The sequence below is a fragment of the Sphingobacterium phlebotomi genome, assembly GCF_008180195.1.
GTDB lineage: Bacteria > Bacteroidota > Bacteroidia > Sphingobacteriales > Sphingobacteriaceae > Sphingobacterium > Sphingobacterium phlebotomi.
Map to the genome: position 1 here is coordinate 14,971 of NZ_VTAV01000010.1, position 13,773 is coordinate 28,743.

The 13,773-nt window shown below is 40.5% G+C and carries 11 protein-coding genes and 1 tRNA gene; 5 read left to right on the forward strand and 7 right to left on the reverse strand.

The window, feature by feature from the left end; all coding sequences use genetic code 11:
• A tRNA-Asp gene (locus tag FXV77_RS13765) sits at nucleotides 1-68 on the forward strand.
• Nucleotides 69-128: 60 nt separating this feature from the next.
• On the opposite strand, the gene FXV77_RS13770 is transcribed toward FXV77_RS13765, so the two are convergent.
• The gene (locus tag FXV77_RS13770; RefSeq protein WP_187444133.1) at nucleotides 129-689 is read right to left on the reverse strand and encodes a Crp/Fnr family transcriptional regulator; all 561 of its coding nucleotides are present in this window, start codon (nucleotides 687-689) and stop codon (nucleotides 129-131) included.
• A complete protein-coding gene (locus FXV77_RS13775; RefSeq protein WP_148919816.1) occupies nucleotides 677-1,426 on the reverse strand; it encodes a UDP-2,3-diacylglucosamine diphosphatase in 750 nt (249 codons plus the stop codon). The genes FXV77_RS13770 and FXV77_RS13775 overlap by 13 nt, the downstream gene beginning before the upstream one ends.
• A gap of 295 nt (nucleotides 1,427-1,721) precedes the next feature.
• Here FXV77_RS13775 and FXV77_RS13780 point away from each other — a divergent pair, with 295 nt between their 5' ends.
• Nucleotides 1,722-3,869: a prolyl oligopeptidase family serine peptidase gene (locus FXV77_RS13780; protein WP_187444134.1), complete on the forward strand. Its 2,148-nt coding sequence runs from the start codon at nucleotides 1,722-1,724 to the stop codon at nucleotides 3,867-3,869.
• A 34-nt stretch (nucleotides 3,870-3,903) separates the two neighbouring features.
• Here FXV77_RS13780 and FXV77_RS13785 read toward each other — a convergent pair whose 3' ends face one another.
• From FXV77_RS13785 to FXV77_RS13800, 4 genes are all read right to left on the reverse strand, one after another.
• Nucleotides 3,904-5,094 (reverse strand): C1 family peptidase, encoded by a 1,191-nt coding sequence (locus FXV77_RS13785; protein WP_148919818.1) that lies wholly within the window; start codon nucleotides 5,092-5,094, stop codon nucleotides 3,904-3,906.
• 169 nt (nucleotides 5,095-5,263) lie between these two features.
• Nucleotides 5,264-5,911 (reverse strand): carbonic anhydrase, encoded by a 648-nt coding sequence (locus tag FXV77_RS13790; RefSeq protein WP_148919819.1) that lies wholly within the window; start codon nucleotides 5,909-5,911, stop codon nucleotides 5,264-5,266.
• A gap of 118 nt (nucleotides 5,912-6,029) precedes the next feature.
• On the reverse strand, nucleotides 6,030-7,610 hold the full coding sequence (locus FXV77_RS13795; protein ID WP_148919820.1) for a SulP family inorganic anion transporter: 1,581 nt from the start codon (nucleotides 7,608-7,610) through the stop codon (nucleotides 6,030-6,032).
• A gap of 140 nt (nucleotides 7,611-7,750) precedes the next feature.
• Nucleotides 7,751-8,089, reverse strand: a complete 339-nt coding sequence (locus FXV77_RS13800; protein WP_246162470.1) for a hypothetical protein — start codon at nucleotides 8,087-8,089, stop codon at nucleotides 7,751-7,753.
• A 169-nt stretch (nucleotides 8,090-8,258) separates the two neighbouring features.
• Between FXV77_RS13800 and FXV77_RS13805 the strand changes: the two genes are divergently transcribed.
• The 3 genes from FXV77_RS13805 (at nucleotide 8,259) to FXV77_RS13815 (ending at nucleotide 11,555) form a co-directional block, all read left to right on the forward strand.
• On the forward strand, nucleotides 8,259-9,815 hold the full coding sequence (locus FXV77_RS13805; protein ID WP_148919821.1) for a helicase HerA-like domain-containing protein: 1,557 nt from the start codon (nucleotides 8,259-8,261) through the stop codon (nucleotides 9,813-9,815).
• 65 nt (nucleotides 9,816-9,880) lie between these two features.
• Nucleotides 9,881-10,795, forward strand: coding sequence for a sugar phosphate nucleotidyltransferase (locus tag FXV77_RS13810; RefSeq protein WP_148919822.1), 915 nt, complete (start codon nucleotides 9,881-9,883; stop codon nucleotides 10,793-10,795).
• A 61-nt stretch (nucleotides 10,796-10,856) separates the two neighbouring features.
• The gene (locus FXV77_RS13815) at nucleotides 10,857-11,555 is read left to right on the forward strand and encodes a TIGR02117 family protein (RefSeq protein WP_148919823.1); all 699 of its coding nucleotides are present in this window, start codon (nucleotides 10,857-10,859) and stop codon (nucleotides 11,553-11,555) included.
• 76 nt (nucleotides 11,556-11,631) lie between these two features.
• On the opposite strand, the gene dnaK is transcribed toward FXV77_RS13815, so the two are convergent.
• The gene (dnaK, locus tag FXV77_RS13820) at nucleotides 11,632-13,542 is read right to left on the reverse strand and encodes a molecular chaperone DnaK (protein WP_148919824.1); all 1,911 of its coding nucleotides are present in this window, start codon (nucleotides 13,540-13,542) and stop codon (nucleotides 11,632-11,634) included.
• Nucleotides 13,543-13,773: the final 231 nt, after the last annotated feature.

Genomic DNA, 13,773 nt, shown 5'->3' on the forward strand with positions numbered 1-13,773 from the left:
CTGGTAGTTCAGCTGGTTAGAATACATGCCTGTCACGCATGGGGTCGCGGGTTCGAGTCCCGTCCAGACCGCTAAAAGGTGTCTTTGTGTTACAGAGACACCTTTTTTATTTTTATAAATAGTAAAAATTACTGCTTTCCGCGAATTCTGCTTAGTGTAACTTGTGATATACCGAGGTATGAAGCGATAAATCCCAATTTAATTTTATTAACGAGTTCGGGTGAACGATCCAACAGGTCTTGATAGCTTTCCCTTGCTGTCTTAAACAGTTTTGACATAAGCCGGTACTCAATTTTTAATGTTTCTGCTTCAGCCAGCTTTCTGCCCCAATTAGCTATACCTAGGGTATTGGAAAAGAGAGACTGCAATTGAGCTGCGTTAATTCGATACGCCGTGACAGGCTCGAGGGATTGTATAGTTTCATAACCAGGTTTGCCATGTACGTAGCTATTTAAAGATATAAGAGCATCCCCAGGAAAAGCAAAATCTAAAATGACCTCCCGATCCTCTTTATAATAAAATATACGGCAAGATCCTGTTTTTAAAAAATAGAGATAATGGGAATTTTTGCCTGTCTCTATAAGGTTATGGTGTTTGTTAAAAGAAACTTCTTCGAAAAGGATCAACAGGGCTTGTTGATCCTGCATACTTAGTGGTGTAACACGTTGAATGATCGTTAAGGCGTCCATTTCTTCAATTCTAATTGCTCGCCATCCCATACGGCATAGGTGCAAGCATGCATCCATTCGCCGAGATTAATGATGCGGGTGTTTTCGTGGAGTTTAATGTCGTAGGCGAGGTGACGATGCCCAAAGATGAAATAATCGAAATGCTCCTTTTGCAGGAGGTCTCTGGCATATTGAATGAGCCATTCACGGTCTTCTCCTAAGAAACGCTCTTCGTCCAAATTTGCCGCGCGGCTGTGGCGGGACCATCGTTGTGCGATGCCAATCCCGAGGTTAGGATGTAGTTTTGCAAAAAGCCACTGACAGACTTTGCTACGGAAAAAGGCTTTTAAGAATTTGTATTTTGCATCGCCGGGACCAAGCCCGTCACCATGATGTATATAAAATAGTTTACCGTTTAATTGGAGGATTAATTCATTGTCGACAATATGGGCATTTAGTTGCTCTTTTAAATAGCCGAACATCCACATATCGTGATTACCCTTAAAGAGCGTGATTTCCACACCGAGGTCCGCTAATTCTGCTAATTTCCCTAGAAAGCGGATAAAGCCTTTAGGGACTACGGTGCTATATTCAAACCAGAAATCAAAAATGTCGCCTACCAAAAAAAGTGCTTTTGCGTCGTACTTGATATGGTCTAACCAAGAGACGAGCTGTCGCTCCCGATCAAGAGAAGTTGCTTTGGGCGCAACACCCAAATGAAAATCTGAAGCAAAGTATATTTTATCTCTCATTGACATCGAGTCAAAACTAATCAATTTTTGTATAAAGTTATCGCTTTTAGATGTGCAGATAGGTCAATCTGTAGTTTAAAAGCACTATTTGCCCTGTTAACAGCAAGTACCACATATAAAATTTTGAAAATGTAGAAATATTATTGATACATTACCCCGTCATTCGAAACTATTCTCGATGCGGGAGAAATGCGGGGCAGAGGGACGCATCAAATTTTAAAGTGGTGAGGTTTTGCTTCTTTTTACGGGAAAAAGAAGATAAAAATCCTAACTTGCAATTACTTAAACAACAAAAAGGATTATGAATAAAAATTTAGGAATTATGCTGTTGGCAATGGGTTTTATGGCCTGTAACCAAGAGAATGTTATTGAATCAAAAGACGACACCGTGCTAAAACCTTATCCAAAAACAGAAAAGATAGATCAAAAAGACGATTATTTCGGAACAGCTGTCGAAGACCCGTATCGTTGGTTAGAAGATGACCTATCTGCTGAAACTAAACAATGGGTAACCGCTCAAAACGAAGTTACACAAGATTATCTAGGGCAGATTCCATTTCGTGAAGCTATCCATAAACGTTTGGAAAATTTATGGAACTATGAGAAAGAGGGAGCTCCGATTAAGGAGGGGGATTATATTTATTTCTATAAAAATGACGGGCTTCAGAACCAATATGTGCTTTGGCGTAAAAAAGGCGATGATGGAAAAGAGGAGATTTTCCTGGATCCTAATAAGTTTTCGGAGGATGGTACAAGCTCATTGGCTGCAATATCCTTTTCTAAGGACGGTTCGCTGGTCGCTTATCAGATTTCGGAAGGCGGGTCTGACTGGACGAAGGTTGTGGTTTTGAAAACAGAGGATAAATCTGTTGTGGGAGACACGCTGGTGGATGTTAAGTTCTCGGGATTAGCTTGGAGAGGTAACGAAGGTATCTACTATAGCAGTTATGATAAGCCCAAAGACGGTTCCGTATTGTCAGCCATGACAGATCAGCACAAGCTCTATTTCCATACACTCCATACACCGCAGACAGATGACGAACTGATCTTTGGCGGACCAACTACGCCGCGTCGTTATATTGGTGCCGGATTAACGGAAGACGAACGTTATTTAATCGTGTCGGCAGCGAATGCAACTTCAGGAAATGAGCTATATATTAAGGATCTTTCCTCTCCAGAGGCTGGATTCATAACCGTAGTCGGAGATATGGATAAAAACCATGAAATTATAGATAATGATGGCTCGAAATTGTTTATATATACGGAACTGGATGCTCCAAATGGGCGCGTCGCAACGGTTGATGTCGCCAATCCACAACCGGCAAACTGGCAAACGTTGATTGCTGAAACCGAACAGGCACTATCGCCTACAGTAGGCGGAGGTAAAATATTTGCCAATTATTTGAAAGATGCTTCGTCGCTTGTAAAACAATACGACCGAAACGGGAAGCTCGAACGGGAAATCGAACTGCCCGGTATTGGTTCTGCAGGAGGCTTCAGTGCCAAAATGGAAGATAAAGATTTATATTATTCTTTTACAAACTATGTGAATCCAGTCACCATCTATAGGTACGATATGGCATCCGGAAAATCAGAAATTTATAAAAAATCGACCATCAATTTCGATCCGTCAAAATATGAGTCAAAACAGGTGTTTTATCCCTCTAAAGATGGAACGAAGATACCGATGATTATCACCTATAAAAAGGGTATCCAGTTAGACGGTACAAATCCTACGATGCTGTATGGTTACGGCGGATTCAATATAAGCTTAACACCTTCTTTTTCTACCAGCAATATTATCTTGTTGGAACAAGGGGGCGTATATGCCGTAGCGAACCTCCGTGGAGGAGGAGAGTATGGTGAGCGGTGGCATCTTGCCGGTGTACAGATGAATAAGCAAAATGTGTTTGACGATTTTATCGCAGCGGCAGAATATCTGATCGATCAGAAATATACTGCTTCAGATAAATTGGCTATTGCAGGTGGTTCCAATGGTGGTCTATTGGTTGGGGCGAGTATGACACAGCGCCCGGAACTCTTCAAAGTAGCTTTTCCGGCGGTTGGTGTGTTGGATATGTTGCGCTATCATAAATTTACCGCGGGTGCGGGTTGGGCATTCGACTACGGTACTTCTGAAGATAACAGGGAAATGTTTGAATATCTGCATAGATATTCGCCTTATCATGCTTTGAAACCTGAAACGGCTTACCCAGCAACCATGGTGACAACGGCAGACCATGACGACCGTGTGGTTCCGGCTCATTCCTTTAAATTTGCTGCGCGCTTGCAGGAATACCATAAAGGTGATAACCCCGTTTTAATCCGTATCGATACAAAAGCTGGTCACGGCGCTGGAAAATCGACGGCGATGGTTATTGATGAGCAAACTGATAAATGGGCATTTATGTTCCAGAATATGGGAATTGGGTATAAAGAGATAAAATAAAAAAACGGGGGCGTTATCTAAACGCCCCCGTTTTTTATATCCCTAATTGGGTTTGCATATTTTTGGTCAAAGCCTTTTTATGCAATAGAATGGAAATTGTTTTGTATCGGACATATTCTTTAGTCGCATACATATATCCTTTGTAGTCGTTAGACTCTCCCCATGAGTTTTTTACGATATAGTATTCTTTGCCATTTTGGTCTTTGACTGTCCCCACGATGTGCATCCCGTGGTCGTCGGTAGTCGTGTAATTATCGAAAGCCTCCTGGCGTTCTGCTGGGGTAATTTTAGCTTCGGGTTTGGGACCGTTGAACATGGTTTCTATTTCTTCTGTATTCATCTGCTCTATTGGTTTTTCCGGAACATACGCCACGCCATTTTTCCAGCTGAAACTTTTTTCGGATACATCCGTCGCCCAGGCTACCGTATATCCATTTTGAAGCGCGTTGTCGATGATATCCGTTAGATCGTTTATCTGCACATTATAGAAGCTTTCGAAAGACCAATTGTCGGGAATCAGCAAAACAAATGGTTTATAATATGCATGTTCTTCAAACGAAGAAATACCGATATAATCGTCTGGATTGATGCCGATTACCTCATCTGCAAATGTCCGAGAGGTGTAAGTCTTTCCATTATATTGGAAAGATTCAGGCACTTTACCTAAATAGGCATCCATCGCTGCGGTAAAAGCAGTTACCCAAGTTTTACTTGGCTTTTTACTTTTTGCCACCGTTTCCGTGATGCCTTGGAGTATGGGGCTCATCTCTCCGAAATTATTGCGTTTTTGCCCTTCTTGTAGTCCGGTGTAGACTTCTTGTGGAACGGCACCGTATTTACGGAAGATCGTTAATACATCATGTAGCTGGCCACCATCTCCTTGTGCCTGATCCCCATGTAAACGGACGAAGTTTTTGGCTTTTTCGATATATGTATTCCGGGCTGTATAGATAGAAGAAATCTCTATCGGTTGTTTACCCATTCGGATCATTTCCGATTCCAGAAAAGAGTTGCCGGAATAGGACCAGCAGGTACCGGAAGAACCTTGATCTTTAATAGAAGTGTTTCCTAGATTGATTACTTCTGTGAATCGGAAGCCTTCTTTACTGTTGTCGCTGACATTGTTTTTTAACGCATGGATGAGATTATCCTGTGCGTTAACATGTACAGAAGCCGAAATTGTGAATAAGGCTGCTGCTAATAATAGTGATTTATTCCAGTTCATTGTTGTTAAGTAAAATTTTACGAAATTAAAATTTTATAATGAGCATGGAATAGTTTCACTGTAAAAATGATAATATACTCGTTTCAGCACGATTAAAGTAAGAAAAAAGAGAGACGTCTGTCTGGACGTCTCTCTTAGGGAATCTTAAACTTGTATTAAACTATGCTTATTATTTGAAAGCGAATACTTTTCCTAGTGTTTCGTTATTTGTAAAGGTGTTGTCTAAATCAATAAGTTTTCCGGTACCGATATCAATGACCATACCATGCACCGCTAGATTTTGACCATTTTTCCAAGCATTTTGTACAATGGAAGTTGTGCACAAATTAAAAACCTGTTCGCTTACATTGAGTTCGATAAGGCGGTTTACTTTTTCGTCATGATCTTGAATGCTGTCTATCTCGGCAGCATGCAGGCGATAAACATCTTTGATATGGCATAGCCAGTTGTCAATGACACCGAACTGCTTGCGGCTTAATGATGCGGCAACACCACCGCAACCATAATGTCCTGCGACGATAATATGTTTTACCTTCAAGACGTTTACAGCGTAATCGAGTACAGATAACATGCTCATATCAGAGTGCACACACATGTTTGCGATGTTACGGTGCACGAACACTTCGCCTGGTCTGGAACCTACTATTTCATTGGCAGGAACGCGGCTATCCGCACAACCAATCCACAGAATTTCCGGACTCTGTCCTTTTGCTAATTGCTCAAACCGTCCGGATGTGTCATTTTTAACAAACTCTACCCAAGATTTGTTACCTTCTAATATTTTCTGAAAACCTAATTCTAGTTCTTTATTTCCCATAATTGTTATTTCTTTCGATGATGTTAGTGGCTGAATTAAAATGATTAACAAATTATTTTAATGAAAATCCAACCAATTTAGTACATTATTATGAATATTGTTATAAATCTTTATTTTTTTATACTTCTACTTGCTTTTCTTTTTGTGGTATGGTTGGCACCCGATTTTTTTTGTATGTGATGGCGTCTAATTCGATATCGATACCTTTACTTATAGCATTCAATTGAAAATCTTTTAGAACTTCAATAACGTCTTTATCAATGAATTTGCTATATCTGCCATCAATTCGAATCGCTTGTACGCCTTTCGGTAAGCTGTAAAGTTTTTGTTGAATAGGTACCTTATTAAGAAACGATACCTCTTCCGCAAGCGTCATAGTAACCTTTTTTTCTCCATTCTCCTCATCAATTTCCATTTTAAAGGCATTTTGCATGTTTGCGCGAATGATGTAGAAAAGAGCAACTACGATTCCGATTCCTACACCCATCAACAGATCTGTAAACACAACGGCAGCTATAGTCGCAAAGAAAGGGATAAATTGATCTAATCCTTTGCGTAACATTTTTTTAAATAAACTGGGGTTGGCCAGTTTATAACCCGTGTGGAGGAGGATGGCAGCTAAACACGATAACGGAATCAAGTTGATGAGAGAAGGTATAGCCAAAAGTGCTACTAAAAGCCAGAGACCATGTAACATGGCAGATTGCCGTGTGCGGCCGCCGGCTTGCGCGTTTGCGGAAGAACGCACAATAACAGATGTTAAGGGGAGCCCGCCTAGAAACCCACTCGTCATATTACCAATACCCTGTGCGACCAACTCTCTATTGGTTGGTGTAACGCGTTTGAAAGGATCTATCTTGTCAACGGCCTCAATACTGAGTAACGTTTCCAGACTGGCAATGATAGCAATCGTGAAAGCAACTATCCAGACATCTTTATTCACGATTTGCGTGAAATCTGGAAAAATGAAGAGTTGTGTAAATTCTTGAAAAGAACCCACGATAGGGATCATAACGAAATGGTTTCCGTTGAGCTGCATACCGGAGCCTTGGAAAGCTGCTGCTAAACCAATGCCCAGAACAACAACCACCAGTGGTGCGGGTACTTTGTTAATGCCTTTGATTTTTGGCCAATAGATGAGAATGGCAAGGGATAGCAAGCAGATGATGGTTGCGCCCCAATTGATACCGGATAAGACCGTGTCTTTAAAAGCGGCGATACCACCACCACCATCAAGTTCAAAAGCATGTTCTTCTGTAAGGCCGAAAGCTAAGGGTAATTGTTTGAGTATAATGGTGATACCGATAGCAGCCAGCATGCCTAAGATGACAGCCGACGGAAAGTAATTCCCGATCATGCCAGCCTTAATGATACCCAGAATGAGCTGTACTACACCAGCGATGACGACCGCAAGTAGAAACGTTTCATACGCGCCTAATTGTTCAATAGCACCTAGGACGATAACCGTTAGACCAGCAGCGGGACCACTCACACTGAGTGGAGACTTGCTAATGGATGCCACGACTAATCCCCCAATAATGCCTGTTAATAATCCTGCAAACAATGGCGCACCAGATGCCATTGCGATACCCAAGCATAGTGGTAGTGCTACAAGAAACACCACAATACTAGCAGGGAAATCATATTTTAAGTCCCTTTTCGATAATTTGAGAAAAGCGGACAAACGAGTTCCTAACATAAAATTTAATTTTAATCCGTTATCTATCTAATAAATTTGAACCATTAAAACCTACACGAGCTGCTGCTCATGTTTTGATGAAAATCCTATTGAAGTTGTAATGACTTCAAAAAGAAAGGATGTAAGTGTAAGATAAGGGATTAACTGTTAGGAGGGGGAGTCGGAACGGATGGATGGAACGCCGTTATGAGTTTTTCGTCTTTTAGATAACGCGCCTGTTTACTCAAATTCTCAACAATCGGACAGAACGACAAATAATCACAGGTTGATGTGAAAAGCTTTCCGCTGACCTCATGTAAATCTTCCGAAGCGTTATTTCCTTTTGCTGTGTTTTCTATTTCCAATTGAAGAACAATCTGTAAAATAGAATCTTTGCATAAGACATTTACAAAGATAGGTGTAGCCGAAATCAGCATCTTTGTCATAAAGATGGCAAAACATAATTTCGCTGCAATTATCCGTGTTGTCTTCGTTATCACGCTCTTTTATTTTGTGCTTTTCAAAAATACGATTTTTTCTTTGGAAAATATGGGTAATGCAATCAATTAGTGTTAATTTTTTATTAATTATCCCTATCTTTCCCTATTTAATTGAAATTGTTACAAATATGTGGCATTTTTGTTTGTCTTTAATACGCAACTAATCGGTATGGCATCCAGTACAGAAGAATTTATTGAAAAAATCACGACTTCCTACAATCCTGAGGGAGAATATATCCAATTAGGCTCAGGCATATTAGGTAATGAGGTTGTTACAAATGCTAAGGTAAACTTGGCGCTTAAAATCATGAATCGTCATGGGCTCATTGCCGGTGCTACTGGTACAGGGAAAACCCGTACCTTACAATTGATTGCAGAGCAACTGTCTGATAAAGGGGTGCCTGTTTTTATGCTCGATGTTAAAGGTGATCTGTCTGGATTGGCGGAACCGGGAAAAACAAACGATGCATTGATAGAGCGTGGAGAGCTTGTTGGAATTCCGTTCGAACCGGCACATTTTCCATTAGAAATATTTTCTCTGAGTGGTAAGCTAGGAGCACCTATGCGTATTACCGCACAAGATTTTGGGCCCATCCTCTTAGCTAGGATATTAGATTTGAACGATACACAAACAGGTGTATTGTCCGCCATATTTAAGTATGCAGAAGACCAGCAATGGGAACTGATTGACTTAAATGATGTAAAGAAACTGCTTACTTACTTGACAGATGGCCCGGGAGCGGGAGAGATAAAGGAAGATTACGGCAAAATAAGCACGGCAACTTCCGGAACTATTTTACGAAAAATGGTAGCCGTAGAGCAACAGGGCATAGCCCATATCTTCGGAGAGAAAGAATTTGATATCCAGGATTTGTTCAATAGAGTAGATGGGCGTGGCGTGATTACATTATTGAATATTTCGGATATTCAAGACCAACCGTTGGTATTTTCTACTTTTCTGTTAAGTCTTTTAGCACAATTGTTCAAGAAATTACCTGAAGTAGGCGATTTGGATAAACCCAAGTTGGTTTTTTTCTTTGATGAAGCACATTTATTATTTAATGGTGCTTCAAAAGCTTTTCTCACACAAGTTGAACAGATTATACGTTTGATCCGTTCGAAAGGAATTGGTGTATTCTTCTGTACACAAGCGGCAACTGATATTCCAGCATCTGTCTTAGGGCAATTGGGTAATCGTGTGCAGCACGCACTGCGGGCTTTTACACCCAATGATGCGGATAATCTTCGTAAAACAGTAAAGACATATCCGTATTCTCCATTTTATGAAATCGACAAGGTGTTGACTTCGTTAGGCACGGGACAAGCGTTGATCACGGTACTCAATGAAAAAGGTATCCCTACAGAAGTAGTGGCTACGCATTTAGTTCCTGCAAGAGCGGTTATGGGGCCAAGCCAGTCCGAGACCTATACTCGGATTACAACAGATTCAGAATTTTATGGCAAATATCAAGAGCGGATAGAGCGGAGAAGTGCAGCGGAAATTGTAGACGAAAAGATGGCAGTCTTTGAGGCTAAACAGGAACAGGAGAAAGTAGAGAAAGAGACTGCGAAATCGACAGGCCGTAGTACGAGTAGACGAAGCTCCAGACAGACGCCGATGGAGGCTGCTAAAACACAGGCTTCACGTACATTAGCCCGGGAGGGGGCGAAGCTTTTAGGGAAATTGGCAAACGGTATTCTAAATGCCATGTTCAAAAAGAAATAGAATAAATAATATTTTTATCTTTGTCGCACTTGGATTTTTGTAATTGATTAATAATAAAATAGATAATGAGTAAACCAACATTGTTAATTCTAGCCGCAGGAATGGCGAGTAGATACGGATCGTTAAAACAGATTGATGGATTTGGTCCGAATGAAGAAACCATCATTGACTATTCTATATACGATGCTATTCGTGCCGGTTTTGGGAAAGTAGTATTTATTATTCGAGAAGAGTTTTTAGAGAAGATGCGTGAAGTTTTTGATGAAAAGCTGAAAGGTAAGATTGAGGTGGATTACGCTTTTCAAAGTTTTGACTTGACGAAATTTGGTGTGGACAGGGTAATCGAGCGTACAAAGCCTTGGGGAACTGCGCATGCTGTTATGAGTGCGAAAGAGCATATCAATGAACCTTTTTGTGTGATTAACGCGGATGATTTCTACGGCAAGGATGCCTTTGAGAAAATGGCTGCCTTTTTACGTGACGAGGTTACGGATGACAAGATGGCTTTAATGGGATTTAAGGTTGGTAATACGATGTCAGATTATGGGTATGTTTCTAGAGGTGTGTGTGATGTAGATGGAGAGGGGAATATGGCTTCGGTAACGGAGCGTACAAATATTTACTATGTAACAGATGATGCCGGTAATAAGAAGATTGTTTATGAAGAAGAAGGTGAACAGCATGATTTAGCCCCGGATACTAGAGTTTCGATGAATTTCTGGGGTTTTACTCCTCGGGTTTTTGAGGTGGCTCAAAGCATGTTTGCTAAATTTGTGGAAGAGAACGGTGATAATCCGAAATCGGAGTTTTTTATTCCATCTGTTCCAGATTATATGGTAAAAAATAACATGGCCAGCTTTCGGGTCATTCCAACATCTTCTAAATGGTTTGGTGTGACATACAAAGAAGATAAACCTATTGTACAGGAATCTATCTCGAATCTTGTTAAAGAAGGAGTCTATCCAGAAAAGTTGTTTTAGCATCTTGAGAAAGTTATTTTTGAAAAGGTTGATTGAAAAATCGACCTTTTTGTTTTGATATATGATATTTGTTAAGTGTATTGTAAAAGTTTTAGGTAAGGCAATTTTAGGTTTCATAGCCTTTGTGGTGCTTTATTTTCTTGTTGAAGCGATTTTATCCAGAATTCCTGGGTATAAAATCGCGAAACAAGACCAACCTAAAGACATCGCTATATATGTAATGTCCAATGGTGTACATACGGATATTGTTTTGCCCGTGGAGCATGGCGTTATAAAGTGGTTTTCCATTTTTCCTTTTGAAAACACACGGGGACAGAACCCCAATCAACATTATGTAGGAATAGGCTGGGGGGATAAAGGTTTTTATTTAAATACGCCCGAATGGAAGGATTTAAAATTATCCACTGCGCTGGTAGCTGCGCTAGGAATGGGAGAGACGGCTTTGCATGTTACCTATTATCATAGTGTACAAGAAAGCGATATGTGTTATAAAGTGATGATTGATAAGAATCAATACAATATCATTAAAGATTATATATTGGAAAGTCTGGACACGGATTCATCCGGTAACCCGATATATATTGAAACAACAGCGCAATACGGTGAGCACGATGCCTTTTATGAAGCAAAGGAAGCCTATAATCTGTTTTTCTCATGTAATACGTGGACAAACAAAATGCTCAAAAAAGCGAATCTACCCGCTGGTCTGTGGACGGTATTTGATAAAGGAATTCTGAGGCACTATGAAAATCTAAGGTAACAGCTGCATCATAAAAAAGCCCCGGCGGAATTTCCGTCGGGGCTTTTTACATATATTATTGATTAACAAAACAAAACTATTTCACTTCTTCAAACTCTACATCTTGCACGTCATCACCGCCTTGTTTATTGTTATCTTGTGCTTGACTAGCGTCACCTTGTGGTTGTTCTGCTCCACCTTGTTGTGAGGCAGCATACATTTCTTCCGAAGCTGCGTTCCAAGCATTTTGAAGTTCAGCAGAAGCTGTATCGATGTCGGCAAAGTTTTTCGCAGCATAAGCTGTCTTCAATTTTTCTAAACCGGTTTCAATAACACCTTTTTTATCTGCGGATAATTTGTCACCATATTCTTTCAACTGTTTCTCGGTTGAGAAGATTAAGGCATCAGCCGCATTTATTTTTTCTGCTTCTTCTTTAACTTTTTTATCTGCTTCCGCATTCGCTTCCGCTTCTTGCTTCATTTTTTGGATTTCCTCTTCAGATAATCCAGAGGAAGCTTCGATACGGATATTTTGCTCTTTACCTGTAGCCTTGTCTTTTGCCGATACTTTAATAATACCATTGGCATCAATATCAAATGTTACTTCGATTTGAGGCACACCACGAGGCGCTGGCGGAATATCCGTTAACTGGAAACGTCCAATCGTACGGTTTTGTGATGCCATCGGGCGCTCTCCTTGTAGAATGTGGATTTCTACAGATGGCTGATTATCCGATGCAGTAGAGAATACTTCTGATTTTTTTGTCGGGATAGTCGTATTTGCTTCAATTAACTTGGTCATCACGCCACCCATGGTTTCGATACCTAATGAAAGCGGTGTAACGTCTAGTAACAATACATCTTTTACTTCTCCCGTTAATACACCACCTTGGATAGCAGCTCCAAGCGCTACCACTTCGTCGGGGTTTACACCTTTTGACGGCTCTTTGCCAAAGAAGTTTTTGACGGCTTCTACGATAGCCGGAATACGAGTAGAACCTCCCACTAAAATGATTTCATCAATATCGGAAGTAGAATAGCCTGCATTTTTCAATGCCGATTTACAAGGATCTATTGTACGTTTAATCAAATCTGCGGCTAAAGATTCAAATTTAGCACGAGAAAGTGTGCGTACTAAGTGTTTAGGACCTGTTGCATCGGCAGTGATGTAAGGTAAGTTGATTTCTGTTGAGGTGGTGCTGGACAATTCGATTTTAGCTTTCTCAGCAGCTTCTTTTAAGCGTTGTAGCGCCATCGCATCCTTTTTAAGGTCGAAGCCATTGTTTTCATTTGCAAATTCTTCTGCCAACCAGTTGATGATAACATTATCAAAGTCATCACCACCTAAATGGGTATCACCATCTGTTGATTTTACTTCGAATACACCGTCTCCAAGTTCCAGTACAGAAACGTCATGTGTACCACCACCACAGTCAAACACGACAATTTTCATGTCTTTGTGGGCTTTGTCCAAACCGTATGCTAATGCTGCTGCGGTTGGCTCGTTGATGATACGTTTCACATTCAGCCCGGCGATTTCACCAGCTTCTTTTGTCGCTTGGCGCTGCGCATCGTTAAAATAAGCAGGCACCGTAATAACGGCTTCGGTTACTTCCTGTCCTAAAAAATCTTCTGCTGTTTTCTTCATTTTTTGAAGAATCATAGCCGAGATTTCCTGTGGTGTATATTTGCGGTCGCCGATTTCAACGCGCGGTGTATTGTTATCACCTTTCACGACCTTGTAAGGTACTTGCCCAGCTTCTTGGATAGATTCATCGTAGGACAAACCCATAAAGCGTTTGATAGAATAAACTGTTTTTTCAGGGTTGGTGATTGCTTGACGTTTTGCAGGGTCACCTACTTTGCGTTCGCCCCCATCAACAAAAGCAACAATAGAAGGGGTAGTACGTTTTCCTTCGTTGTTTGCAATAACTACCGGCTCGTTACCCTCCATCACGGCAACACATGAGTTTGTAGTACCTAAGTCGATTCCAATAATTTTTGACATATCTTGTTTTTTAATATTTACGAATTAGTAATTAACTTTTAATTTTAATGATATGCTATCTCTTTATCAACACCTGTGCCAAGGTTAAATTCGTCATAAAAATGTCTTTTATGTCGTTTTTCTCTCAAACTGTCCTGTCAAACTGTCATAATTTAGTGTTGAAAAATAGGCTTTAAGTGATAAACAATCGCCATAAGCCGATGGCTTACGGCTTATGGCATATACCTAAAA